Annotated in this window: 24 protein-coding genes and 1 pseudogene; 8 read left to right on the forward strand and 17 right to left on the reverse strand. The window is 61.0% G+C overall.

The window, feature by feature from the left end; all coding sequences use genetic code 11:
• The first annotated feature begins 133 nt into the window (after nt 1-133).
• Complete coding sequence (locus tag HX805_RS23140; RefSeq protein ID WP_087692583.1) at nt 134-1,069, forward strand: LysR family transcriptional regulator; 936 nt, start codon at nt 134-136, stop codon at nt 1,067-1,069.
• Nucleotides 1,070-1,179: 110 nt separating this feature from the next.
• Here the strand turns inward: HX805_RS23140 and HX805_RS23145 are convergent, their stop codons facing one another.
• The 3 genes from HX805_RS23145 to HX805_RS23155 form a co-directional block, all read right to left on the reverse strand.
• Nucleotides 1,180-1,542 (reverse strand): 5-carboxymethyl-2-hydroxymuconate Delta-isomerase, encoded by a 363-nt coding sequence (locus tag HX805_RS23145; RefSeq protein WP_177066763.1) that lies wholly within the window; start codon nt 1,540-1,542, stop codon nt 1,180-1,182.
• A 70-nt stretch (nt 1,543-1,612) separates the two neighbouring features.
• Nucleotides 1,613-2,800 (reverse strand): low temperature requirement protein A, encoded by a 1,188-nt coding sequence (locus tag HX805_RS23150; protein ID WP_008437907.1) that lies wholly within the window; start codon nt 2,798-2,800, stop codon nt 1,613-1,615.
• 26 nt (nt 2,801-2,826) lie between these two features.
• Nucleotides 2,827-3,762, reverse strand: a complete 936-nt coding sequence (locus HX805_RS23155; RefSeq protein ID WP_003211897.1) for a LysR substrate-binding domain-containing protein — start codon at nt 3,760-3,762, stop codon at nt 2,827-2,829.
• Between the two features lie 130 nt (nt 3,763-3,892).
• Here HX805_RS23155 and HX805_RS23160 point away from each other — a divergent pair, with 130 nt between their 5' ends.
• The gene (locus HX805_RS23160) at nt 3,893-4,069 is read left to right on the forward strand and encodes a hypothetical protein (protein ID WP_177080170.1); all 177 of its coding nucleotides are present in this window, start codon (nt 3,893-3,895) and stop codon (nt 4,067-4,069) included.
• On the opposite strand, the gene HX805_RS23165 is transcribed toward HX805_RS23160, so the two are convergent.
• The 7 genes from HX805_RS23165 to HX805_RS23195 form a co-directional block, all read right to left on the reverse strand.
• Nucleotides 4,024-5,355, reverse strand: a complete 1,332-nt coding sequence (locus HX805_RS23165) for an MFS transporter (protein WP_177080171.1) — start codon at nt 5,353-5,355, stop codon at nt 4,024-4,026. The genes HX805_RS23160 and HX805_RS23165 overlap by 46 nt on opposite strands.
• A gap of 59 nt (nt 5,356-5,414) precedes the next feature.
• Nucleotides 5,415-6,737: an MFS transporter gene (locus HX805_RS23170; RefSeq protein ID WP_003211904.1), complete on the reverse strand. Its 1,323-nt coding sequence runs from the start codon at nt 6,735-6,737 to the stop codon at nt 5,415-5,417.
• 75 nt (nt 6,738-6,812) lie between these two features.
• On the reverse strand, nt 6,813-7,691 hold the full coding sequence (locus HX805_RS23175; RefSeq protein ID WP_177080172.1) for an SMP-30/gluconolactonase/LRE family protein: 879 nt from the start codon (nt 7,689-7,691) through the stop codon (nt 6,813-6,815).
• Nucleotides 7,692-7,760: 69 nt separating this feature from the next.
• Nucleotides 7,761-8,693 (reverse strand): 3-keto-5-aminohexanoate cleavage protein, encoded by a 933-nt coding sequence (locus tag HX805_RS23180; protein WP_008437904.1) that lies wholly within the window; start codon nt 8,691-8,693, stop codon nt 7,761-7,763.
• 82 nt (nt 8,694-8,775) lie between these two features.
• Nucleotides 8,776-9,564, reverse strand: coding sequence for an SDR family oxidoreductase (locus tag HX805_RS23185; protein ID WP_087692590.1), 789 nt, complete (start codon nt 9,562-9,564; stop codon nt 8,776-8,778).
• Complete coding sequence (locus HX805_RS23190) at nt 9,561-10,283, reverse strand: GntR family transcriptional regulator (RefSeq protein ID WP_087692591.1); 723 nt, start codon at nt 10,281-10,283, stop codon at nt 9,561-9,563. Before HX805_RS23190 ends, HX805_RS23185 begins: the two co-directional genes overlap by 4 nt.
• Before the next feature lie 416 nt (nt 10,284-10,699).
• Nucleotides 10,700-10,846, reverse strand: a complete 147-nt coding sequence (locus HX805_RS23195; RefSeq protein WP_003211914.1) for a hypothetical protein — start codon at nt 10,844-10,846, stop codon at nt 10,700-10,702.
• Between the two features lie 198 nt (nt 10,847-11,044).
• On the opposite strand from HX805_RS23195, the gene HX805_RS23200 reads away from it, so the two are divergent.
• Both HX805_RS23200 and HX805_RS23205 read left to right on the forward strand, forming a co-directional pair.
• A complete protein-coding gene (locus tag HX805_RS23200; RefSeq protein WP_003211917.1) occupies nt 11,045-12,337 on the forward strand; it encodes an MFS transporter in 1,293 nt (430 codons plus the stop codon).
• A gap of 12 nt (nt 12,338-12,349) precedes the next feature.
• Nucleotides 12,350-13,108, forward strand: coding sequence for a substrate-binding domain-containing protein (locus HX805_RS23205; RefSeq protein WP_087692592.1), 759 nt, complete (start codon nt 12,350-12,352; stop codon nt 13,106-13,108).
• On the opposite strand, the gene HX805_RS23210 is transcribed toward HX805_RS23205, so the two are convergent.
• Nucleotides 13,100-14,002, reverse strand: coding sequence for a LysR family transcriptional regulator (locus HX805_RS23210; RefSeq protein ID WP_008437881.1), 903 nt, complete (start codon nt 14,000-14,002; stop codon nt 13,100-13,102). The genes HX805_RS23205 and HX805_RS23210 overlap by 9 nt on opposite strands.
• Nucleotides 13,999-14,244 (reverse strand): hypothetical protein, encoded by a 246-nt coding sequence (locus HX805_RS32455; protein WP_008437880.1) that lies wholly within the window; start codon nt 14,242-14,244, stop codon nt 13,999-14,001. Before HX805_RS32455 ends, HX805_RS23210 begins: the two co-directional genes overlap by 4 nt.
• Before the next feature lie 151 nt (nt 14,245-14,395).
• On the opposite strand from HX805_RS32455, the gene HX805_RS23220 reads away from it, so the two are divergent.
• Both HX805_RS23220 and HX805_RS23225 read left to right on the forward strand, forming a co-directional pair.
• Nucleotides 14,396-15,241, forward strand: a complete 846-nt coding sequence (locus HX805_RS23220) for a DUF6216 family protein (protein WP_003211924.1) — start codon at nt 14,396-14,398, stop codon at nt 15,239-15,241.
• A gap of 192 nt (nt 15,242-15,433) precedes the next feature.
• Nucleotides 15,434-16,285 (forward strand): hypothetical protein, encoded by an 852-nt coding sequence (locus HX805_RS23225; protein WP_177008921.1) that lies wholly within the window; start codon nt 15,434-15,436, stop codon nt 16,283-16,285.
• On the opposite strand, the gene HX805_RS32650 is transcribed toward HX805_RS23225, so the two are convergent.
• From HX805_RS32650 to HX805_RS23245, 5 genes and pseudogenes are all read right to left on the reverse strand, one after another.
• Nucleotides 16,254-17,117 (reverse strand): methyl-accepting chemotaxis protein, encoded by an 864-nt coding sequence (locus tag HX805_RS32650; RefSeq protein ID WP_371132901.1) that lies wholly within the window; start codon nt 17,115-17,117, stop codon nt 16,254-16,256. The genes HX805_RS23225 and HX805_RS32650 overlap by 32 nt on opposite strands.
• Nucleotides 17,112-17,903 (reverse strand): annotated as a pseudogene (locus HX805_RS32655) (MCP four helix bundle domain-containing protein); the annotation flags it as partial. The gene HX805_RS32650 and the pseudogene HX805_RS32655, both read right to left, overlap by 6 nt.
• 155 nt (nt 17,904-18,058) lie before the next feature.
• Entirely contained in the window at nt 18,059-19,084 is a 1,026-nt protein-coding gene (locus HX805_RS23235) for a histone deacetylase family protein (protein ID WP_177035881.1), read from the reverse strand.
• 168 nt (nt 19,085-19,252) lie between these two features.
• Nucleotides 19,253-20,482 (reverse strand): Zn-dependent hydrolase, encoded by a 1,230-nt coding sequence (locus tag HX805_RS23240; RefSeq protein WP_177080174.1) that lies wholly within the window; start codon nt 20,480-20,482, stop codon nt 19,253-19,255.
• Between the two features lie 22 nt (nt 20,483-20,504).
• A complete protein-coding gene (locus HX805_RS23245; protein ID WP_003211933.1) occupies nt 20,505-21,815 on the reverse strand; it encodes an MFS transporter in 1,311 nt (436 codons plus the stop codon).
• A gap of 159 nt (nt 21,816-21,974) precedes the next feature.
• On the opposite strand from HX805_RS23245, the gene HX805_RS23250 reads away from it, so the two are divergent.
• Together HX805_RS23250 and HX805_RS23255 are read left to right on the forward strand one after the other, a co-directional pair.
• A complete protein-coding gene (locus tag HX805_RS23250) occupies nt 21,975-22,916 on the forward strand; it encodes a LysR family transcriptional regulator (protein WP_003211934.1) in 942 nt (313 codons plus the stop codon).
• 112 nt (nt 22,917-23,028) lie between these two features.
• Complete coding sequence (locus tag HX805_RS23255; RefSeq protein ID WP_008437872.1) at nt 23,029-23,850, forward strand: SDR family NAD(P)-dependent oxidoreductase; 822 nt, start codon at nt 23,029-23,031, stop codon at nt 23,848-23,850.
• Nucleotides 23,851-23,859: the final 9 nt, after the last annotated feature.

The raw sequence follows: 23,859 nt of genomic DNA on the forward strand, positions 1-23,859 counted from the left end.
GTGTTGTAAACATTATTTGTCCCACCTCAAACAGAGAAAGGTCCGACAGAGCTTTCTATTGGTACGAGCGTTCCGTTAACATTTTGTATTGTCTTGTACCGAGTTCGGTACAAAGCGCTTGCGGACGGAACGGATGCTAAACAGCAACTTGCTTAGAAAGCTCGATATGCAGGACCTGATGGTGTTTGTCGCTGTTTACGACCAAAGCAGCGTCACCGAGGTTTCCGAAACCCTGTTCGTCAGCCAGTCCACCGTGAGCTACAGCCTGAAGAAGCTGCGCACGAGCTTCGAAGACGAGTTGTTTATCAACACCCGGGCGGGCATGCGTCCTACGTACAAAGCCGCCACCATGTACGGGCATGTGCAGAAAATCCTCGAAAGCATCAACCTGTGCCATGCCGGCAGCCAAACGTTCGACCCCACCCAGAAAACTGTGACCTTCAACGTCTGCGCCCCCGAATACTTCGAACAGTTGATCCTGCCGCGCCTGCTGAAAAACTTCGACCGCGCCGACCTGCCGGTGATCGTCAACGTGCAGAAGCTCGAAACCGAGGTCCCGGCCGACGCCTTGCGCGACGGGCGTCTGGACCTGGTGATTTGCTTCGGGCCGCACTTTCATCGCGAGCACAAGGACATCAAGACCCAGATGCTGCTGGAGGACGACCTGGTGTGCGTGTTCGACAAACACTCGGCGCCCCGGGAACCGGCGTTCAGCCTGCAATCCTTCGTCGCCCGGCGCCATGTGTTCCCCACGCCCTGGAGTTCCGACACCAACATGATCGACGGCTGGCTGGCGCGCCAGTCCCACAAACGCCAGGTGATCGCCCGCGCCAACAGCTACAGCGCGGCGCTGAAGATGATCACCGGCACTGACTTTATCGTCACCTTGCCCCGTCGAGTGCTGAAGCTGCTGGCAGACACGACCGTGTTCGGCCATTGCGAAGCGCCGAACGGTTTGCCGGGGTTTACCCTGGATATGCAGTGGAATGAACACAGCGCGCAGGACAGCGCCAACACGTGGTTCAGGGAGCAGGTGGTGAAGGTGTGCGCGGATCAGGGGTTGCTATAACTTTTTTGTAGGAGCGAGCTTGCTCGCGAAGAACGTTAACGATGACACGGGCATTCAGGATCCCCGCGTCGTCTGTTAGTTTTTCGCGAGCAAGCTCGCTCCTAAAGTAGTTAGCCGATGGTGACTTTGCTGTAGGAATCGCGATCCATGTCTACCAGCAGGACGCTGAGCTGAACCTGCAAATCCGCCGGCCAATCGCCCAGGTCCTGCAGCGCCGCCAACAGGCTTTCCGACAATTGCTTCTTGACCTGCGGTGAACGCCCGCTGAGCAGCGACAGCTTCACCGCGATAAAAGCGCGCGGGCTGATGGACGTGCCAACCTGGAATGTCTCCACCTTCAGCGCGCGGCTTTTGATATCGAACTCGGAACCGAACTGCCCGGACGCCATCAGCACGTTGTTGAGCCGCAACAAGGTTTTCTCAACGGCCAGCTCTGTGAGATTGGCGGTGTATTCCAGATGCAGATGCGGCATGAAAGGCTCCGAGTTGTTGTAGGAAAAGAGTCATACATATAGCACGGGGCCGAGCGGAATCAGACCGCTTTCAGTGTGAAACTTCGGTCAGGCTGTGCAGCGAGCGATTTTCCCAGATCGCCACGATCACCAACACCGCCGACGTCAACGCCCCCAGTACCAACGCCGAAAACACCTGCTGCAATCCCAGCGGCAGCAACACCAGTAACATCAGCAAGCCGCCCAGGTGCGAAAACGGTGGCAACGGCCGGTCGCTCATCACCCACTTGAACAGCGCACTGCCCAGCAAAAACAACCACGGGCCGGCGATGATCGCCACCACGCCTGCCTGGCTGGCATGCCCCGGATGCACCAGCACCAGTTCGTCGGCCACGGCGCTGACGATAATCCCGGCGACGATCAATACATGCAGGTAGGTGTAGGCGATCCGCGCCTGACGGCCCGGGTCGGCAGAGCTGGCAATGCGATGGTGGGCGCGCTCGGCGCCGCTGTCGAAATAGATCCACCACAGGGCGATGCTGCCCACCACTGCCACCAGGAATGCCGCCAGCCCGTCCACGCTCCAGGGCAGTTCGGCGAAGGTCGCGCCGGTCACCAGCAACGACTCACCCAAGGCGATGATCACAAACAGGCCGCAGCGTTCGGCCATGTGGTTGCCTTCCACATTCCAGTCCGCAAGCGTCGAGGGCCCAAGCCCGGGCACCCAGAAATACACCGACGGGGAAATCAACTCGATCAACAGCGCCAGGGCCCAGAAGGCCAGGCGCTGCTCGCCTTCGAGCAGCGCACCGGTGATCCAGAACACCCCGGAAAACAGCATCCACGCCAGGATCCGCTGGAAATTGCGGGTCATGTTCAGCGACTCGCCGCGCACCGCCCACAACGCAAACAGCGTGCGTCCTACCTGCATGAACACATAGGCGCCGGCGAACAACAGCCCGCGATCGGTAAACGCCTTGGGGATCGACGAGGACAGCAACAGGCCCGCCACCATCAAACCGAACAGGCCGATGCGGATCGGGATTTTTTCCGGGTCCAGCCAGTTGGTGACCCACGAAGTGAAGATCCACACCCACCACACCGCGACCATCATCAACGCCACCTGCACGGCACCGCCGATGGACAAGTGGGCGAGCAGCGAATGGGACAACTGGGTCACGGCAAACACGAACACCAGGTCGAAAAACAGCTCGACCATGCCAACCTTGCCGCTGTCATGACTGCCGCGCCCACGCAGCAAGGAACGGGATGGGGCCATGCCTGGATCTCCCTGAAGGTTTTATCTCAAGATTTGGGTGCGACCACCGGCAGCATGTCCCGCTCGCTCATGAACGCCTCCAGCCGCGAACGCATCCAGCGCTCCGCCGGATCGGTGTCAACGTGGCTGAGCCAGACCATCGACAAGTCCAGGGTCGGGGTTTCGAACGGGAACGGTTCACAGAACAGATTGCCTCCGGCGGCCATGGCCTGGGCGGTGTAATCCGGCAGGCTGGCGATCATGTCGGTGCCGGCGAGCAGCGCCGGCAATGCGCTGTATTGCGGCACCGAGAGCACCACGTGGCGCTTGCGACCGATTTCCGCCAGCCACTCATCGGCAAACCCGGACACGTTGGCGGTGTGGGACACCAGCACATGGGGCCGTGCGCAATATTCGTCGAGGGTCAGGGGTTTGTCCGAGGCATCCGCCCGCAGCAGGCACGGGCGGATATGCCGCAATAATTTGCGCTTGGCATTGGCCGGCAGGCCGCGGGTCTGGGTGATGCCGACGGTGATATCCCCGGAACCCAGCAGGTCAGGGATGCGCCAGTAATCCACATGCTGCACCACGAACACCACCTGCGGCGCTTCCTGGCGCAAGGCGCGCAGCAGCGGCGGCAGCAGGCCGAACTCGACGTCATCGGACAGGCCGATGCGAAAGGTCATGGTGCTGATGGACGGGTCGAAATCGTGGGTCAGGCTCAGGGCCGACGACAAGGAGTCGAGGGCCGGCGACAGGTGCTTGATGATTTCCTCGGCCCGCGCGGTAGGTTCCATCCGATGGCCGACACGAATGAACAGCGGGTCATTGAACAACGTACGCAGGCGGTTGAGGGCCGAACTGATGGTGGGTTGCCCGAGAAACAGCTTCTCCGCCACCCGGGTCACGTTGCGTTCGAGCATCAAGGTTTCAAAGACCACCATCAAATTGATGTCGGCCTTGCGTAATTCATTGCGATTCATCGGCGACCGCCCCACTGCCCTGGATAAGTCGCAGTTTAGAAACACCCGGGGCCCTGCGTCTATGCGCACACTGTTCAACACGGGCCTTTGGGACTATAAAGCAGCTTCCAAGGCTTGCGAGAACACCATCGTGCTGGTCATTTCTGCCTTGAGCATCCTGGTTGCCGGGATTTTGCTCTGGGCCATCAAATTCATCGCTCATCCCACCGCCAGGACACTGTTACGGGTATTTGTCGGTTTGTGCCTGGCGGCAGTCGTGGCTTACCTGGTGCTGGCTTCGGGGTTTCCTACCTCGTTGCTGGTGTGACCGGGCTCCTGCTCCTGCCCCTGACGCAAACGCAAGGCGGCCAACGCGGCCACCACCAGCACCACGGCAATCACTTTCAAGCCATTCGTGGCATTGCCGGTGCTCATCTCGATCGCGCCCATCACCGACGGCCCGACAAACCCGCCGAGCAATCCGCAGGCATTGACGAAGCCCAGCCCGCCCGCCAGCGCCACGCCCTTGAGGCGCGAGGCCGGGTAGAGAAAGATGATCGACTGCACCACAAAGAACATCACCGCCGACACACAAAAGCCCAGCAGGCTGAACACCGGCCCCGACACCGAGGCAATCCCCAGTCCCAACGCCATGGTCAGCAAACCGGTAATCAACAGCCGCCGGGCACGGGTGGGCGTGGTCGCAAAGCGCGGCAGCAACACAGCGCCGGCCGCTGCGGCAATCCACGGCAATGAGGTCAGCAAGCCGACGCTCATGGTGCTCAATTCACCGTATTTGCTGATGATGCTCGGCAGGAAAAAGATCACGGTGTAGATGGTGATCTGATGGCAAAAATACACAAAGATCGCCAGCAGGATCTGCGGTGTCAGCCAGTTCTTCAGGGAATGCCCGCCCTCGCCTGCGCCCTCTTCGGTCTCCATCGCGATGCGCTGTTCAATCCCGCGCGCCTCTGCGGCCGAGAGCCATGGCGCCTTGCTCGGACGGTCCGGCAACTTGCACCACACCACCCAGGCAAACGCGACTGCCGGCAGCCCTTCGAGCAGGAACATCCACTGCCAGCCGTGCCAGCCGAGCAGCCCGTCCATGCGCATCAACGCCGCGCCCACCGGGCCACCGATGATGTTGGCAAAACACACGCCGAGCAGGAAATACCCGGTAGCCCGCGCCCGTTGCTCGCGGTTGAACCAGTAGGTGAGGTACAGCATCACCCCGGGAAACAGGCCGGCTTCGGCAATGCCCAGCAGCAGGCGCAGGATATAGAACGAGGTCTCACCCTGGACGAACGCCATGGCCGCCGAAATCAGGCCCCAGGTCACCATGATCCGGGCTATCCAGAACCGCGCGCCGACCTTGTGCATGATCAGGTTGCTGGGGATTTCCGACAGCGCATAGGTCAGGAAAAACAGCCCGGCGCCCAGGCCATAGGCCGCTGCTGAAATCCCCAGGTCAACGTCCAGGTGGTGCTTGGCCAAGGCGATGTTGGTGCGGTCCAGGAAGCTCAGCACGTAGGCGATGATCAGCAGGGGCATCAGCTTGACGAACATCAGTTTGTTCAACTCCCGTGGTTCACGGGTGGTGTTGGCAGTCTTCATCGGGCAATTCCTCTTGGCGCCCCGCCAGCGCAACGGCTGGGGGACGCATCGGTGTTGTTCTAGGGTTCGAGTTGCGCAACCAGCGCCGGCGGGCGATGGGAAAACAATTGCAGCAGCGCCCCGCCCAGGGCACAGCCGGCCATCACGAAGAAGCACACCGTGTAGCCGTGCAAGGTGGTCCAGCCTCCGCCCATGGCAATCAGGCTGCCCATCAGCACCGGCGCCAGGCCGCCACCGATAAACATCGCGGTGGTGATGATGCCGTTGGCGGTGGAGGTCGCCGACGGCTCGGCCGAGTCGCAGGCCACCGCGTAGTAGATCGGCCACACTGCGTTGGCCACCAGGCCGAACAGCAGTTGTACGACGATGATCAGGGTCAGGGTGTTGGCGAAGTAGAACGCACCGACACTGGCCGCCATCCACACCCCGCAGATGATCAGGGTGACGCGCCGGCCAATGATGTCCGACAGCGACGGCCACACCAGTTGCCCGAGAATCCCGGTCAAGGTGAACACCACGCTCATCCCCGCCGACTCGGCCAGGGACAGCCCGGCAATGTTGTACAGGTACGCCGGCAGCACGATGTTGACGCCCATGTACACGACTTGGGTCAGCATCGTATTACCCGCCGTCAGGGCGATATTGCGGTTGCGCAACGTGGCGATAAACGTGCGCCAGGCGTGGCCCTTCACTTGGCTGGCCGGTGCGTTGTCCGGCGGGGTCATGCCCTTGGCGGCGATGTCGACGTACAGCGCGGTGATGCGTTCGGCGGTGGAATAGCGCGCCCAGAAAATCATCAGCGGCAACGCCACCACGAACGCGAAGAAGAACACGTAGCGCCAGTTGTCTTCACCGAAGGTGCTGATGACAAAGCTGGCGACGATGCCACTGAGCATGGCGCCGATCGGGTAACCGGTGTGGTGCGCGCCAAGGGCAAAACCACGACGCTCCACCGGCCACCATTCGGCGGTGTTGCTCACGCCCACCGGCTCGCCCCAGCCTGCGCCGAGGTTGACGCCGACCCGCAGCGCGATAAAGGTCGCGAGGTTGCCGCTCAGGGCCTTGAACCCGGAGAGGAACGAAATAGCCGTGTAGCCCAGCACCAGCGGCACCTGGAACCGTGCGCGCTTCCAGCCACCGCCGTAGCGGTCACTCCACATCGAGCCTGGAATATCCAGCAGGGCCAGGGCGAGCATGATCACCGTGGCCATGGTGCCCCACTGGTCGGCCGACAAATCGAAATGCTTGGAGATGGTCGGCCCCAGGCGCAGCACGATCTCACGGTCGTAGGCGTTGAGGATCCAGATCATCCAGCACACCAGCAGCGACACCCAGGAGTGCCGGTGAATACTGCGCAGCGAGGCTTTTTTCAAGGTTGCCATGGGTTTCTCCAGGCGCGCGAGGGCGCGCACTGACACAAGGTTGCGAAAGGAAAGTGCCTTGTTGAAAAAAACGCGCTAGCTGGCGAACCGTCGCTCGGCTATTCCTTGCACGCCCAGCCCGGTGATCGCAAAAAGCGCCCCGCGCTGCTGACCGTCGGCCGGGAAACGCGGCAACGGTGGCTTGGCCATGGAGGTGACAAACAGGGTGTCCAGGTTCGGCCCGCCAAAGGTCAGGCTGGTGACCTTTTTCACCGGCATCTGGATGATCCGGTCGACCTCGCCGTCGGGTGTGTAGCGCACCAGTTTTCCGGCGTAGACCAGCGCCTGCCACAGGCAGCCTTCGGCATCCACGGTGCAGCCGTCGGCAGCGCCACCGCCGCTGGTATCGACCTTGGCGAAGGTGCGTCGATTGCTCACCGCGCCGCTGGCTGGGTCGTAGTCATAGGCCCAGATCTCGCCGGACCAAGTGTCGCAAAAGTAGAACGTATCGCCCGCCGGGCTCCAGCACGGACCGTTGGACACGATGATGCCTTCGTCCAGGGTGTGCAGGCTCAGGTCCGCGTCGAGGCGGTAGAGTTTGGCGCTGGCGCTGTCTTCGAGGGTGTCCATGGAGCCGAAGACAAAGCGCCCCTGGCGGTCGACCTTGCCGTCGTTGAGGCGGTTGTTGGGTAGTGCGGGTTCCGGGTCGATCACCAGGACCAGTTCGCCGCTGTTGAGGTCCAGGAGGTGCACGCCGTTTTGCAGGGCGACGATGGCTTGCTCGCCGCTATGGCGCAGGGCCATGGAGCCGATTTTCTGGCCCACATCCCAGGCGCGCAATTCGCGCCCATCCTCGGTGCAGCGCAGGATCCGGCCGTCGGCGCTGTCGATCCAGTACAACCGTTGTTGTTCGACGTCCCACACCGGGCCTTCGCCCAGGGTGGTCTTCACGTCCACAAGCACTTCGATACGCATGGTGTTATCCCCTTTTTTGTTGTTGTGCGGGATGGGCATGGCCGCGCCGTGACGCGGCCGGTTTATCACTTAGAAATTGACCTGGTCACGCCCCTTGAGCCCGAGGATTTCCCGCGCTTCATCCGGCGTGGCGACCTGATGGCCGAGGGCTTCGATCACTGTGCGAATGCGCCGTACCTGGTCGGCGTTGGACGCGGCCAGTTTGCCCGGGCCATCCCACAGCGAATCCTCCAGGCCGACCCGGGCGTTGCTGCCCATGGACAGGCCCATGGTGGCCAGCGGAATCTGCCCACGGCCGGCGCCGAGGATCGACCACACGTAGTCGTCGCCAAACAGGCGGTCGGCGGTGCGGCGCATATGGGCCAGGTCTTCCGGGTGCCCGCCGATGCCACCGCGCAAACCGAATACCGACTGGATAAACAACGGTGGTTTCAGCAGGCCGCGCTCCAGGAAATGGGCGGCGGTGTACAGGTGGCCGATGTCGTAGCACTCGATTTCAAAACGGGTGCGGTTCTCGGCGCAGGAATTGAGGATGTGGGTAATGTCGCGGAAGGTATTGCGAAAGATCCGGTCGTCGCTTTCTTCCAGGTACGGACGCTCCCAGTCATGCTTGAACTCGGTGAAGCGGTTGAGCATTTCGTACAGGCCGAAGTTCATCGAGCCCATGTTCAGCGAGGCCAGTTCCGGCTTGAACTGCATCACCGGTTGCAGGCGCTCTTCGACGCCCATGGTCGGTGCGCCGCCGGTGGTGATGTTGATCACCACGTCGCTGGCGGCCTTGATGTGCGGCAGGAATTCGGCGAACAGCGCGGGATCCTGGCTGGGACGGCCATCGATGGGATCACGGGCATGCAGGTGGACAATGGCGGCGCCGGCTTCGGCGGCACCGATGGCGGCGTCGGCAATTTCCTGCGCGGTGATCGGCAAATGCGGCGACATCGACGGCGTATGGATGGCACCGGTGACGGCGCAGGTGATGATCACAGGACGATTTTTGGACATGACGATTCTCCGACTTTTATTCTTATGAAAAAAATCCCGGGTGTGGCTTGTGTGTTCTTCCCTGGCTTAACGCTGACGCGGCCTACAGGTACTCGACGTTACCGTCGACACTGATCGCCTGGCCGGTGACATTGCGGGCGGCAGGCGAGCAGAGAAACAAGGCCATGGCCGCGACGTCTTCGGCGGTGACCATGCGCTTGAGGGAGATCTTGTTCAGGTATTCCTGGCGCATCTCGGCTTCCGGCACACCGACCTGTTCGGCACGGGCGCGGATCACGCCGTCCATGCGCGGGCCTTCAACGATGCCGGGCAGCAAGGCGTTGACGCGGATGTCGCTTTCACCCAGCTCCGAGGCCAGGGATTTCATCAGGCCGACGATGGCCCATTTGGTCGCCGCATACGGCGTGCGCCAGGCGTAGCCGAGGCGCCCGGCGACCGAGGCGATATGCAGCAGATGGCCGTGGGACGATTCCTTGAGCATCGGCACCGCGTGGTGGGCAAAGCGGTATTGCGCCGTCAGGTTGATATTGATCGTGGCTTGCCACTCAGCATCGCTGATGGCGTCGATGCCGCCGGTGGGCCCGGCAATCCCGGCGTTGTTGACCAGCACGTCCAGCCCGCCGAATTGCTCGCGCTGCACCTGGAACACCGCCTCGATCTGCGCGGCATCGCTCACGTCGGCACGGGTGGCGACAGTGCCCGGGTACTTGTCGCGAAACGCCGCCAGGGCCGCTTCGCTGACATCACACACATGCACCTTGGCACCCGCCTCCAGATAGGCCGCCGCCAACACTTCACCGATGCCGGCAGCCCCGCCGGAAATCAACACACGTAACCCAGGATAGGGCTGCAGCCGCTGTAGGACACTCATGCACGTTTACCTCCTGAAACAGACGACCGCGAACGGTCGTTCTTGACGAGCAGGCGCGCCAGGGAATCGGCGGCCTGCATGATGTCATCGGTCACGGCCGCGCGGGCACCGGCGCCATCGCGGGCGGCCAGGGCTTCGACGATGCGCGTATGCGCCTCCATCGAGCGTTGCAAGTGAGCTTTATCGGGGGCGACCAGGGCAAAACACGGGCCCATGTGCAGCCAGAAGTTTTCCACGGCGGCCATGGTCAATTCGGCCTGGGCGACGGCATAGATCCGACGGTGAAAGGCGAAGTTGGTCCACAGGTAGCGGGAAACGTCGACTTCGTCGGCGGCCTGTTGCATCTGTTGGCAGAGGTCGGAGATTTCGTCGAGGTCGGTTTTTTCCAGGAGCAATACGGCCTTTTCTGCCAGCAAACCTTCCAGGGCGACCCGCGCATCGCGGATTTCCCGCAGGCGTTCGACCGTCATCATGCGTACCCGCAGGCGGGAGGTTTCGGTGACTTCAAAGGCGTTTTCGGCGCTGAGGCGCTGGAGGGCTTCGCGCACTGGCATGGGGCTGGAGCCGAGGGCTTCGGCGAGGCCGCGGATGGTGAGTTTCTGGCCGGGCTGGAAACGACCACTCATCAAGGCTTCGCGGATCTGGCGATAGACCTGGTCTTGCAAGGTATCGCGGGACACCTGGCGCAAGGTCGGAAGGAGTAGCGGGCCATCTGTCATGAGTCAAAACCTGTGTTGTCGTTCTTATGGCTCCAATATGTGATCACAAATCAAATATGTCAAATAGTTTCCCGTTGACGGTATGGCTTCAGTCGCCGTCGACTGTATTAATCAGGGATCTATGGCGAGCGGGATACCGGCGACACCACCCTCTGCTTCGCAGGGCGGGATGAACTTCAAGGGCGGCGTGGGGAGGCGCAAAGGTTGTTTCTTGTGTGCGGTGCCCAGATGGCACGCTGGTGGAGTTGGGAATGCCGATTCAGTGAATCGTAATGTGGCGAGGGAGCTTGCTCCCGCTGGACCGGGCTGGCGCTCCAGTGCGAAGCGCTCCCAAAAATCTTGGGGCCGCTTCGCAGCCCAGCGGGAGCAAGCTCCCTCGCCACAGCAAGCTCCCTCGCCACAGTGAATTGCCTGCATCAAGGCCTGAGCGGGCGCTCCTGATCGCGCTCCGACAGCTCGGTGCCATCGTCCGGATGCTTCCAGGTCTGCGGCTTTTCTTCCTCGCGAAGCTTCCTCGCCCGCTCCTGCTCCAACTCTTCGCGCTGCTTCTGTTCGTTGCTCATACCCACCTCCCATCCGTAAGAATTGGACACACTGGGCAAGCATAGATGAGGGAGCGGTTTTGTGTGCATCCGGCAATTGATAACCACGACGCATCAATACATGTAAACAACTCACTTATCATTTCCAAATGTGTCAGCCACTATCCGCGGTCTTAAGCGAAACAAGCACTTTAAAAAGAACGCTGGAGACACAAGAAAATGCAAAACCCTTCACGGCCTGACTCTGCCCGCTCCAAAGTCGGCGCGGTCTTTCGCGTCACCTCCGGCAACTTTCTCGAACAGTTCGACTTCTTTCTGTTCGGTTTCTATGCCACCTATATCGCCGCCGCCTTCTTCCCTGCCGCTAATGAATTTGCGTCATTAATGATGACCTTCGCCGTGTTCGGCGCAGGCTTTTTGATGCGTCCGCTGGGGGCTATCATCCTCGGCGCGTACATCGATGATGTGGGCCGTCGCAAAGGCTTGATCGTGACCCTGGCGATCATGGCCAGTGGCACCCTGCTGATCGTGCTGGTGCCCGGCTATCACACCATTGGTTTGTGGGCACCGCTGCTGGTGCTGATGGGTCGGCTGTTGCAAGGTTTCTCGGCCGGTGCCGAACTGGGCGGCGTGTCGGTGTACCTGGCCGAAATGGCCACCCCGGGCCGCAAGGGTTTCTATACCAGCTGGCAATCGGGTAGCCAGCAGATCTCCATCGTGGTCGCGGCCGCCCTGGGTTATGGCCTGAACCAGTGGATGGAACCAGCCGTGGTTGCCGATTGGGGCTGGCGCATTCCGTTCGCCATCGGCTGCGTGATCATCCCGTTCATCTTCGTCCTGCGCCGCAACCTGCAGGAAACCGAAGAGTTCGCCAACCGCAAGCATCGCCCGACCATGCGCGAAGTGCTGGCCACCCTGGTGAAGAACTGGACCATCGTGATCGGCGGCATGATGATGGTGGCGATGACCACCACGGCCTTCTACCTGATCACCGTGTACGCACCCACCTTCGGCAAAACCGTACTCAACCTGACCACCGCCGACGCCCTGCTGGTGACCTTGCTGGTGGCCGTGTCGAACTTCATCTGGCTGCCCATCGGCGGCACCCTCAGTGACCGTTTTGGCCGCAAGCCGGTGCTGATCGCCATGACTGCTTTGACCGTGCTGACCGCTTACCCGGCACTTTCCTACGTGGTCAATGCGCCAAGCTTCGCGCACATGCTGGAAACCCTGCTGTGGTTCTCCTTCCTCTACGGCATGTACAACGGTGCCATGATCCCGGCCCTGACCGAGATCATGCCGGTGGAAGTGCGTGTGGCGGGCTTCTCCCTGGCCTATAGCCTGGCGACCGCGATCTTCGGCGGTTTTACCCCGGCGATTTCCACCTGGTTTATCCACGAGACGGGCGACAAGGCATCGCCCGCCTACTGGCTGATGTTCGCCGCGCTGTGCGCCCTGTGCGCGACGTTCGCACTGTATCGCCGCGCCAGCGCCCGTCTGCAAGTTGCCTGAGGAGTCGCACTGATGAACCCCATGCTGAAAACACTGGCGGTACTGGCGATCGGTTCCCTGGCGATGGTCGCCCACGCCGAAGAGCTGAAAGTCATGACCTCCGGCGGCTTCACCGCTGCCTACAAGGTGCTGGGTGCGCAATACGCCACCCAGAGCGGCGACACCCTCGACACCATCCTCGGCCCGTCGATGGGCAAGGCGCCGGAAGCGATTCCCAACCGCCTGGCCCGTGGCGAACACGCCGACGTGGTGATCATGGTCGGCTACGCCCTGGATGAGCTGATCAAGCAAGGCAAGGTCGACAAAGCGTCCCGGGTTGAACTGGCGGACTCGCGCATCGGCCTGGTGGTCAAGGAAGGCGCGGCCAAGCCCTCGATTGCCACCGATGCCGAACTGAAGACGGTACTGACCAACGCCAAATCCGTCGCGTACTCGGACAGCGCCAGCGGCGTCTACGTCGAAAAGGAACTGTTCAAGAAGCTCGGCATGCCGTCCAAGGGCACCATGATCGAACGCATCCCGGTGGCCTCACAGGTGGCCAAGGGTGATTACGAAGTGGGCTTGCAACAGGTGTCCGAACTGCTGCCAATTCCAGGCGTGACCTACGTCGGAAAGATCCCTGAAGACGTGCAGTCCGTCACCCGTTTTGCCGCCGGCATTCCGGTAAATGCGCAGCACCCGGCGCAGGCGAAAAAGCTCCTGCAATTCCTCGCCTCGCCCCAGGCGCAACCCGTGGTGCAATCCACCGGCCTGGATTCGGTCTCACACTGACCGGAACGGCATCTCCCGCGTCAACCGCTCCAGTTCCAGTGCCGCCGGCGTCAACGTACGCCCGCGGCGCTTGATCAACCCCACGTTGCGCACCACCTCCGGCTCCACCAGCGGCACGCTCGTCAGAATCGGATGTTCGCCGCCCGGCATCGCAATCGACGGCACCATCGCCACCCCAAGCCCCGCCTCCACCAGCCCGATCATGGTCGTCACGTGATGAGTTTCGCAGATGCTTGGTTTCTTCACCCGCACGCCGCGCAGGGCCTGGTCCAGCAGGAAGCGGTTGCCTGAGGTCTTGTCCACGGTGATGTAGTCGTGCTCGTACGCCTCGGCCCACGTCACACTGGCGCGGTCCGCCAGCGGATGCTCCCGGCGACAGGCCAGTACATAACGCTCCTGCAACAGCAGCTCGAACTCCACCCCGTCTGCCAGGCTGCCGCTGAAACTCACGCCGAAATCCGCCTCGCCACTTTCCACCGCCGCACACACCTCGCCCGCACTCGCGTCCAAGACCCGCAGGCGAATCTTCGGATAGAGCTTGTGGAATTCGGAGATCACGTGGGGCATGAAGTAGTACGCGGTGGACGGCACACAGGCGATGGTGACATTGCCCATGCGGGTCGAGGCGACGTTGCTGATGCCCATCAGGGCGATGTCCAGGTCATCGAGCATGCGCTCGACTTGCGGCAGGAACGCGCGGCCGACCATGGTCAGGCTGACCCGGCGCGTGGTGCGTTCGAAGAGTTTGACGTCGAGGGCGGATTCGAGCTTCTCGATACGCCGGCTGAGGGCCGGCTGGGAGATACGGATGGCTTCGGCCGCCGCACGGAAACTGCCCTTATCTACGACGGCGCGGAAGGCCTGGAGGTCGTTGAGGTCGAAGTTGATGATCATCGAGTGGGCCGTTGGGTAGTCGCGGGAGAAAAACGCTCAGATGCAAAAAACCCAGCAACAGGCTGGGTTTTTCCGGTATCTGCCGTATACAAAAATCCTGCCTCTGCTAACAGCTCAGTGAGCTGGGCTTGATCATAGGTCTCGGGTATTAGGGCGTCAATTGTCGCAAAACTGGCATCAAGCTTCACACGCTCGCTGGCACCGTCAAAACCCTTGATCAGCAGGTCTACGTGAATCTGCACACCGTATAAGCGTTTCAGTTCAATGACCTCTTGATGCTGTCCGGCTTCCTACGTGCAAGTCAGCTTCTTCCTGTTTTTCCTGAAGCAAAGACACCTCTGCCCAGTTTGCCTAGAATCGCGCGTTCGACTCGTTATGACTAAGGATTAAGCCATGACCGCCCCAATCTCCAAAAGCACACCGCTGACTTGGTATGTTGAAAATTTCCCTGCATTCAGCGGCATCGTTACTCTACTCGCCGTTGTGTGGCTGCTTTGTTTCATCTACCGACGCTCCGGCTCTCTGTTGTTTCTGCGCGACTGGATTTGGCGTTTTTTTGGTGGGCAGCCGCACTTCGAAACCGAACGTTTCGAACGCATGCGCAAGGACCTCCGTGAGCTGGAGTACTACCGCTATGAGTTCAACATTCCTGCAAACACCTTGCAGGATGCAGACTCGGCTGAAGAGTGGATGTACAACAATGGATTCACCCCACGCGATTTCGGTCGAGTGAAGCGCTACATTGACTGGAGCGACTTCACTGCCTTGAGCTTCATCACCAGAAGGTTCGCGCAGTGGAGGACCAATTGCTGTTTCTTGTTGGCCATCGTGCTGCTGGCAGGCGTAGCGATCACTCCACCTTTGATTGAATCCGGGTATTTGATGGTGTCACTGAAAAACTCTCCGGAGTCGCCATCATTCTACCTCTCCGAAGAAAACGTGAAGTTCGGGATATGGTCCGACGCAAGGCTCACTGTTGAGCAATGTCGGTCATCAGGGTCTCTGCAAGCCTTCATCCTTCCCGGTCTGCCAGAAGAAAAGCTCGACGTCATCTGCTCATTTTTTATCGATAAAAACTACAGTAAATACGTGCGCGACGGTTTGAGCGAACAGCGCGGGCTCCTGCTGTGGTTCGCCTTGCTCTCGATGGGCGGGATGATCTGGCTGGTTATCCTTATCGCGCGAATGGAAGTCGCCCGTAAGCTATACCGCCAGTGGCTTGCCAGAGGGATCAGGTGATTCCCAGAGACGTTTCAGGTGGGGCACGATATGCAGCCCTCTTGCAGGTGACCACGACAATTAATTTATATTCAGATCTTTTCTATTCACGACTACCTACCGGCAGCGCACTCAATGGATAACACAATAAAAAGGACTTCCAACCCAGCGCCTCTCTATCGCGCGCTTCTTCTGGGTCTGTGGCTACTGGGGTTGCTCTGCCTTGCCACCCTGGGCTTCTTCGCCTGGCAAAGTTTCTATCCGGTCAGCGCTGCCAATAACTGGAGTGTGCAAGTGATCCACCGCAATGTGGAAAAGGCTGCGTCGCTGATGCCAATGCTTGACGGTTCGCTGATGGTCAGCCAGGAATTGAGCAACAGCCTTGGCAGTATCGTGCGCATCTTGCCCGACGGAAAACGCGAACAGGTGGTAGGAAATTTATCCAAACCGGATGGGATGGTCGCCACTCAAGGCGGTTGGGTATTCAGCCAGGAAGTGGACGGCGCGCCGGTCAGTTTCCTCAAGGACGGCGTCGTTACCGAGCTGTTCAAGGGCGACAGCGTGCAAGGGCTGTGGGACGACGGCGAGTTCCTTTACGCCATCGAAGACCGCAAGGTAGCTGCCCGCATACTGCGCTATCGCTGGAGCGACAAGACCTTGAGCGTCGTGCGTGACCAACTCAGCGAAGGCGAGTCGATCGTTCGCTGTACCGATGGGCGCATGCTCTACACGGAAAAGAAGAAGGGTGTGGTCCGCGAATTAACCGAGGACGGTAGCGATCCAGTGGTACTGAGCCAATTGAACAAACCCACCTTCCTGATGTGCGATGAACGCGGGTTATGGATCAACGAGGATTCCACCCACCGCGCGCGTTTGTTGTTGATCGACAAGCAAGGACGCCAGCAGACGATCCTGTCTTTCCTGAAGGCGCCACAGTCGATTGTGCGTACGACGAAGGGAACGTACCTCGTGGCCGAAGGTGGCCGTGACCGTATCCTGGAACTGGTGCCATCCGTGGCACGAGTAGACCCCGTTACAGCTGAAACCGCGCCACCGCCTCATTGAGCGACACGGCCAAGCGCGCCAGCTCTAGGCTCGACCCGTTGATCTGCCCTGCTCCCGAAGACGATTGCGCGGACAGGTCACGAATGTTGACGATGTTGCGATCCACTTCCTTGACCACCTGGGCCTGCTCCTCGGCGGCGCTGGCGATGACCAGGTTGCGCTGGTGAATCTGGTCGATGGAGTCGGTGATCTGGCTCAAGGCTCCACCGGCGCCTTCGGCCAGGATCAAGGTTTCGCTGGCCCGCTGGGTGCTCGATTGCATTGAGGTCAGTGCTTCGCTGGAGCCACTGCGCATCGCGGTGACCATCTGGTCGATCTCCAGGGTCGATTGCTGGGTGCGATGGGCCAGCGCACGCACTTCGTCGGCCACCACGGCAAAGCCACGCCCGGACTCACCGGCACGCGCCGCCTCGATGGCGGCGTTCAGGGCCAACAGGTTGGTCTGCTCGGCGATGGAGCGAATCACATCGAGCACCTTGCCGATGTCCCGCGATTGATCGGCGAGGTTTTGCACCAGGCTCGAGGTTTCACCGATGTTGGTACTCAACGCCTGAATCGCGCTGACCGTCTCGCCGACGCGCTGCTGGCCATCGCGGGCCGTTTCATTAGAGAGCCGGGTGGATTCGGAAGTGGAGACTGCATTACGTGCCACCTCATCGGCGGCCGAGGTCATCTCGTTGACCGCGGTGGCGGCTTGCTCGATTTCAGCGGTCTGCTTTTGCAGGCTACGGCGGCTCTGGTCGGTGATGCCGTTGAGGTCGGTGGCCGATGCCGCCATCTGCCCGGCCGACTGGCGAATCAGCTGCAAGGTACTGCGCAGGCTGCCTTGCATGCTCTGCAGTGCCACCAGCAGGCGGGTCACTTCGTCATCGCCGGTGACGTCAACGGTCTGGGTCAGGTCGCCTTGAGCGACGTTTTCGGCGGCGCGCACCGCGTGGCTGAGCGGGCCGACAATGCTACGCGTCAGCAACCAGGCCAAGGCCACGGTGCTCAACGCCGCCAGCAGCACGAAGCCGAAGACCATCGTGCGCGAGCGGCTGTACTGCAACTCGGCCGTCTGGCCCTGCAGGTTTATCTGGGCGTTGTAATAGTCGGCCAGGGCATTGAGCTGATTGCCGGAACCGTCGACCACGGTCTTCATGTCCACCAGCAGCAACTTGTTCAGCTCGGCGGTCTGCTGCTTGTCGGCAAGGATGAACGACTGTGTGAGGCCTTGCTGGTATTGCCGCAGGGAGACCTGAAACTGGTCGTAGAGATTGCGTACCTCAGGTGTATCAAGCACCGCACTCAGGTCGGCCAGTTTCTTTGCCAGATCCTGGCTGCGGGTGTCCATCTGGCTGCGGTATTGCGAGAGGCTCGCGGGATTGGGATCAAGGGCCATGCGCAGGGAAATAGTGCGGATGCGCAGCATGATTTCGCGAATGTCCGAGACCAGGCGCATTTTCGGCACCAGGCCACTTTCAACCTGCACGGCGCTTTCGCGGATGCTTGCCATGTTCGAGAGCGCAAAGAACCCCAACAGCGCCACGAGCAAGGCAATCAAGGCAAAACCGAGACCCGCACGGCGGGCGATGGACAGGCTGCGGAGCGACATGGCGATTGTTCTCATTATGGGCATACGACATCGTATGACAGAGTTTCGGCCAGTCGGGGCGGGACTTTAGGGGTGTCGACCAGAAGTTAAGAGATATAAATTATCGACGTGAAAGGCCCACGGGTCGGACGCGCCTTGAATGTATTTCCAAGGCAGTCCGGGGCGCTTTATTCAGCGGGTTACATTGACCACGCCTGCGCACTTGCAAAAAAAGCCTGAGCATTACTGTCCAGCGTTTCCAGGTGATACCCGCCCTCCTGCACGATCACACACGGCAACCCCAATCCACGAATGCACTCCCCCAGCCGCGCAAATCCTTCCCGCGTCACCGCCACTTTGCTTTGCGGATCCAGCTCGTAGATATCGAACCCCAGCGACAACACCAGCACGTCCGCCGAGAAGTCCTTCACTGCCTTCAATGCCAGTTCCAGCTTTTGGAAAAACACCGCCTCACTCGCGCCATGCGCCATCGGCAGGTTGAGGTTGAAGCCTTCCCCCTTGGCTGCGCCGCGCTCCTCCGCAAAGCCTGCAACCCCCGGATAGAAGTTGGTCGGGTCGCCATGAATCGACACGTACAGCACGTCATCACGCTCGTAGAAAATCTCCTGGATGCCTTGCCCATGGTGCATGTCGGTGTCGAGCACGGCGACGCGCTCGAAGCCAGCGCGCAACGCCTGCGCCGCAACCGCCGCGTTGTTGATATAGCAGAACCCACCGGCTGCATCAAAACGCGCGTGGTGGCCTGGCGGGCGGCACAGCGCGTAGGCCGCGGGTGCGCCGTCGAGGATGTCCCGGGCGGCAGCGACGGCGCTTTGGGCGGACCAATAGGCCGAGCGCCAGGTGAGTTCGCCAATTGGGCAACTGCCGTCGGCGAGGTAGCGCGCCGCCTGGGCAAGGATGCCGCGCAGGGCGTTGGGCTCGCGCACGAAGATGTTGGACATGACTTCGTCGCCCCAGTCTTCGGGGATTTCTTTCCAGCGCTGGTGGGCTTCCTGGAGGAAGGCCAGGTAGGCCGCACCGTGCACAGCCAGCAGTGGATCAAGGCCGTGGTCGTGGGGTTGCTGGATGTCGAAGCCCAGGTTTTGCGCGGCCAGCAGCAGATTGCGGGCGCGCTCCGGGACTTCCTGCGGGGTACGCATCTGGCCACGGGAGTAGTAGCTGCGAGGATGGTGCAGGAGTTGTTCGGGGTGGAAATAAGTACGCATGGGATTTCTCCTGATGGGCACACATCTGCGGTTGAACACCGGACCTGTAGGAGCTGGCTCGCCTGCGATTGCGGTGGCTCAGATACAAATTTGTTGCCTGAACCACCGCTATCGCAGGCAAGCCAGCTCCTACATTTTGATCGCGTTCAACCTTGCAGAAATGTTTCGTTAATTAGCCTGGCCGGCACGTTTCAACACGGCATTGAGCAATACATCGGTGCCCTGGCGAACATCCTCGGGCAGCACATCTTCGGCTTCGTTATGACTCAAGCCTCCCACGCACGGAATGAACACCATCGCCGTGGGGCAGAACCGCGCCAGGTGGATGGCGTCATGGCCAGCACCGCTGACAATCGATTGCTGGGCATAACCCAACGCATCCACGGCGGACTGCACACAGGCGACACACTCGGCATCAAACGGTGTCGCCGGGCTGATCCAGTGCGGGCTGACGGTGACGCTCAGACCACGTTGGGCAGCGATATCCTGCAAGCGGGTGCGCACCTGTTGCTCCATGGCTTCTATGTCGGCGTCGCGGTGATGGCGCAGGTCGACGGTAAAATTCAGCAGGCCGGGAATGGTGTTGCGCGACGACTTGGCGATGCTCAATTCACCCACGGTCGTGAGGCCCTCAGGCGCAAAATCAGCCGCCAGGTTTTCCAGCGACTGGATCATCTGCGCGGCGCCGTACAAGGCGTCCTTGCGCAGCAGCATCGGCGTAGTCCCGGCATGGGCGGCCATGCCTTCCACGCGCACGTCGAGCCAGCGAATCGCCTGCCCACCGGTGACCACGCCAATGCTCTTGGCATTGTCTTCCAGAATAGGACCTTGCTCGATGTGCGCTTCAAAATACGCATCCACCGCGCCACCCAAGGGGCGCTCGCCGTTGTAGCCGGTGCTGCGCAACGCATCCGCCACGCTGACACCGGCGACATCCCGGGTGGCCAGCGCGTTATCCAACGCCAAGGTGCCGGTGAACACCGCCGAGCCGAGCATGGCCGGGGTAAACCGGGCGCCCTCCTCGTTGGTCCATACCGCGATTTCCAGTGGTTTGCGGGTCTTGATGCCGTGGTCGTCGAGGCTGCGGATCACTTCCAGTCCGGCCAGCACACCATAGACGCCATCAAAACGCCCGCCTTCCGGCTGGGTGTCGAGGTGGCTGCCCATCATCACCGGCGCAGCTTCAGGGTCGGTGCCAGCCCGGCGGGCGAACAGGTTGCCGATGGCATCGACGCTCAGGGTCAGCCCGGCCTCTTCACACCAGCGGCTGAACAGTGCGCGGCCCGCCTGGTCTTCGGCGCTCAACGCCAGGCGGCAACTGCCACCGCGGGCCGTGGCGCCGATTTCGGCCATGGCCATCAGGCTGGCCCACAGGCGCTCGCCATCAATCTTCAACATACACATTCTCCGATCAAACGCTTCAAGCCATTTCAAGACGGTGGGCGGTGGCGTGACGCCGGGACAACGCAAGTACGCACAGCAGCGAAACCGCCGCGATCGCGCTGTAGAACACAGCCATCGGCCACCACTGGCCCTGGTATTCATGGGCCAGCCAGGTGCCGATCAACGGCGTGAGGCCACCGGCCAGCGCGCCGCACACTTGATAGGCCAGGGAGATGGCGGTGTAGCGCACGCGGGTTTCGAACAAGCCGCTGACGAAGCCTGCAATCACCGCATAAAACGAGGCCATGCACACCACGGCCAGGGCGATGCCGAGGATGATCAATGGCGCCTGGCCGCTGCTGACAAGCACGAACATCGGATAAGGCGAGGCCATCGCAAGCACGCTCATCGCACACAGAAAGCGTGTGGCACCGACCTTCTCCGCCACCCAGGCCGCCAGCGGCTGGACACAGAACTGGATGATGGCCACGACAAACAGGCATTCCAGAATCAACGAGCGCGGCAGGTTAAGTTGCTGGGTGGTGTAGGCAATCATGAAGGTGTTGGTGAAATACACCCCGGCAATCCCCAGGGTGTTGGCACCGATGCACAGCAGCAGCGGGCGCCAGGCCGTTTTCAGCACTTCGATCACCGGGGCCTGATCCTGGGTGATGGCCCGGGCCTTTTCTGCCTTGGCTTTGTCTTCCAGGAACTCAGGCGATTCGTTGACGCCCAGGCGGATTGCCAGACCGACGATCAACAACAAGGCACTGGCCAGGAACGGCACGCGCCAGCCCCAACTGAGCAGGTCGGCCTCCGGCAAACGGGTTACCGCACTGAAGGCCAGCAACGACAGGATCAAACCCGCCGGGCTGCCCAACTGTGCAAAGGAGGCAAAGAAATTGCGACGGCCTTTGGGTGCATGTTCGCCGGCCATCAGCACCGCCCCGCCCCACTCCCCGCCAACGGCGATGCCCTGCACGATGCGCAGCAGCACCAGCAACACCGGCGCCGCGACGCCGATCTGCGCGTAGGTCGGCAACAGGCCGATACATACGGTGACCACGCCCATCATCACCAGCGTGATCACCAGGGATTTCTTGCGACCGATACGGTCACCGATATGCCCAAACACAATGCCGCCCAATGGCCGGGCGAAAAAGCCCACGGCAAAGGTGCCGAACGCGGCCATGGTGCTGAACAGTTTGTCGTCGGAAGGGAAGAACAATTGACCGAACACCAGCGCGGCGGCGGTGGCGTAGATGTAAAAGTCGTACCACTCGATCATGGTGCCGATGAAAGCGGCGGCCGCGGCACGGCGCGGCTGCGGCGAAGCGGAAGGCTTCATGGGGCTGGCTCCTTTGGTTATTTTTTTGGCAGGAGAAAGGTCTGGCGCACGCGCTCTGATGGCGCTGGTTGAGGGTGATTTTTCGTCTCGGCCCTATGATTAGTCAATTTTCTATTTATTATTCCGATTATAAATCCTGCTTATTATCGAGCTGTCGACATGCCTGAAAATCGCCGCGATGTTCATCCGCTGCTCAATGACCGCCTGGACTGGAACCTGTTGCGCACCTTCCGGGTGATCGGCCAGGAGTTGAGCATCAGTCGCGCCGCCGCCCGCCTGCACCTCACCCAGCCGGCCATCAGCCAGGCGCTCAAGCGCCTGGAAGAACAGCTCGACTGCCAGTTGATCGCCCGGCGCGGCCCGCGCTTCGTGCTGACCGAAGCCGGCGAGCAGATTTTCGCGATCGCCGGCGAGATGTATGGCCAGGTCTCGCAGATGAGCAACGCCCTGCAAAAGCCTGGCGACGAGGTGCTTGGCAAAGTGCGGTTGCTGATGATCAGCCGGATCAGTTCGGACACCTTTGATGACTTCCTGGCGGACTTCCATCGCCAGCATCCCCGGGTCGACCTGGACGTTGAGGTGATGCGCAGCTCTGACATCGTCGCCGCCCTGCTGGAGAAAACCGCGACGCTGGGCCTGAGCCTCAATCGCCGGCCGCAACCACGGCTGGAGCAGCACCTGTTCCTGCGTCAGCGTTATGCATTTTTTTGCGGGCGGCATCACCCGTTGTTCGGACGCACCGGGCTGGCGGAGGGAGATTTGCAGTCGGAGAACTTCGTGAGTTTTACCAGCGACCAGATCGGCGGGATGCTCTCGCCGTTGACGATCTTTCGCGACCAGCAGGGCTTCAGCGGGCGCATCGTGGCGTCGTCCTCCAGCCTGGAGGAAGTGCGGCGGTTGGTGATTGCCGGGTTTGGCCTGGGCTGCCTGCCGATTCATGTGGTGGCCGAGGATGTGAAGCATGGGTTGCTCTGGCGCTTGCCGCCAGACGAAGGGATTACCGACGTGGATATCCACCTGCTGTGGAACCGTGAGCAGAAGATGAGCCGGGCGGAGACGGTGTTTATCGAAAGCCTGTCGGCACGGTTGGCCGCAGAATAAATGGCGTGATATGCAAGTCACTTGGCGGCCTCTTGCTAGTGTATGAGAGAGGCCCGTCGACCATCATTCGTTCACAAGTTACTCCCGCAGTCTCAAACGAAGAGGTGTTCGAATGTCCAGGATATGGTTTATCACCGGCAGTTCCCGCGGCCTCGGCCGCTCGATTACCGTAGCCGCCCTGCGCGCCGGTGATCGTGTGGTTGCCACCGCGCGCAATCCCAAGCAGTTGGATGACTTGGTGGCCGAATACGGCGAGGCGATTTATCCGGTCACGCTGGACGTGACCAATAACCAGCAGGTGCTGGAAGCGGTGGATGCCGCGGTGAAACATTTTGGTCGCCTGGATGTGGTGGTCAATAACGCCGGCTACGGTGACCTGGCGTCGGTGGAAGATGTGACGCTGGAGGATTTTTCCGCGCAGATCAGCACCAACTTCTATGGTGTGGTGCACGTGAGCAAGGCGGTGGTGCCGGTGCTGCGCGCCCAGGGCCGTGGGCATATCTTCCAGGTATCGTCGTTGGGTGGCCGCATCGGCATGGCCGGCCTGGCCGCGTATCAGAGTGCGAAATGGGCAGTCGGTGGATTTTCCACAGTACTGGCACAGGAAGTCACACCACTGGGCATCCAGGTGACCGTGCTGGAGCCGGGCGGCATGCGCACGGACTGGTCGGGCAGTTCCATGACGATTCCGGCCATCAGTGAGCCCTACCAACAAACGGTCGGCGCCCTGGTTGAATTGCTCAACTCCCCCGGCATCCTGCCGACGGGTCCGGACCGGGTTGCCGAAATCGTGCTGGAGCTGGCACTGAACAAAGACGCCCCGCTACGCTTGCTGATCGGCAGCGATGCCGTGCAATACGCCGCCCGGGCAGCAGCAGACTTGGCCGAGTCGGATAAAAAGTGGCATGACCTCAGCGTGTCGGCCTCGGATTAATCTCACGCT

It is taken from the genome of Pseudomonas sp. G5001, assembly GCF_013385475.1.
Lineage (GTDB): Bacteria > Pseudomonadota > Gammaproteobacteria > Pseudomonadales > Pseudomonadaceae > Aquipseudomonas.

Coding starts and splice junctions, on each gene's coding strand:
- HX805_RS23140 (WP_087692583.1), top strand. CDS start 134: ATGCTAAACAGCAACTTGCTTAGAAAGCTCGATATGCAGGACCTGATG.
- HX805_RS23145 (WP_177066763.1), bottom strand. CDS start 1,542: ATGCCGCATCTGCATCTGGAATACACCGCCAATCTCACAGAGCTGGCC.
- HX805_RS23150 (WP_008437907.1), bottom strand. CDS start 2,800: ATGGCCCCATCCCGTTCCTTGCTGCGTGGGCGCGGCAGTCATGACAGC.
- HX805_RS23155 (WP_003211897.1), bottom strand. CDS start 3,762: ATGAATCGCAATGAATTACGCAAGGCCGACATCAATTTGATGGTGGTC.
- HX805_RS23165 (WP_177080171.1), bottom strand. CDS start 5,355: ATGAAGACTGCCAACACCACCCGTGAACCACGGGAGTTGAACAAACTG.
- HX805_RS23170 (WP_003211904.1), bottom strand. CDS start 6,737: ATGGCAACCTTGAAAAAAGCCTCGCTGCGCAGTATTCACCGGCACTCC.
- HX805_RS23175 (WP_177080172.1), bottom strand. CDS start 7,691: ATGCGTATCGAAGTGCTTGTGGACGTGAAGACCACCCTGGGCGAAGGC.
- HX805_RS23180 (WP_008437904.1), bottom strand. CDS start 8,693: ATGTCCAAAAATCGTCCTGTGATCATCACCTGCGCCGTCACCGGTGCC.
- HX805_RS23185 (WP_087692590.1), bottom strand. CDS start 9,564: ATGAGTGTCCTACAGCGGCTGCAGCCCTATCCTGGGTTACGTGTGTTG.
- HX805_RS23190 (WP_087692591.1), bottom strand. CDS start 10,283: ATGACAGATGGCCCGCTACTCCTTCCGACCTTGCGCCAGGTGTCCCGC.
- HX805_RS23195 (WP_003211914.1), bottom strand. CDS start 10,846: ATGAGCAACGAACAGAAGCAGCGCGAAGAGTTGGAGCAGGAGCGGGCG.
- HX805_RS23200 (WP_003211917.1), top strand. CDS start 11,045: ATGCAAAACCCTTCACGGCCTGACTCTGCCCGCTCCAAAGTCGGCGCG.
- HX805_RS23205 (WP_087692592.1), top strand. CDS start 12,350: ATGAACCCCATGCTGAAAACACTGGCGGTACTGGCGATCGGTTCCCTG.
- HX805_RS23210 (WP_008437881.1), bottom strand. CDS start 14,002: ATGATCATCAACTTCGACCTCAACGACCTCCAGGCCTTCCGCGCCGTC.
- HX805_RS23220 (WP_003211924.1), top strand. CDS start 14,396: ATGACCGCCCCAATCTCCAAAAGCACACCGCTGACTTGGTATGTTGAA.
- HX805_RS32650 (WP_371132901.1), bottom strand. CDS start 17,117: ATGCAAGGCAGCCTGCGCAGTACCTTGCAGCTGATTCGCCAGTCGGCC.
- HX805_RS23235 (WP_177035881.1), bottom strand. CDS start 19,084: ATGCGTACTTATTTCCACCCCGAACAACTCCTGCACCATCCTCGCAGC.
- HX805_RS23240 (WP_177080174.1), bottom strand. CDS start 20,482: ATGTTGAAGATTGATGGCGAGCGCCTGTGGGCCAGCCTGATGGCCATG.
- HX805_RS23245 (WP_003211933.1), bottom strand. CDS start 21,815: ATGAAGCCTTCCGCTTCGCCGCAGCCGCGCCGTGCCGCGGCCGCCGCT.
- HX805_RS23250 (WP_003211934.1), top strand. CDS start 21,975: ATGCCTGAAAATCGCCGCGATGTTCATCCGCTGCTCAATGACCGCCTG.
- HX805_RS23255 (WP_008437872.1), top strand. CDS start 23,029: ATGTCCAGGATATGGTTTATCACCGGCAGTTCCCGCGGCCTCGGCCGC.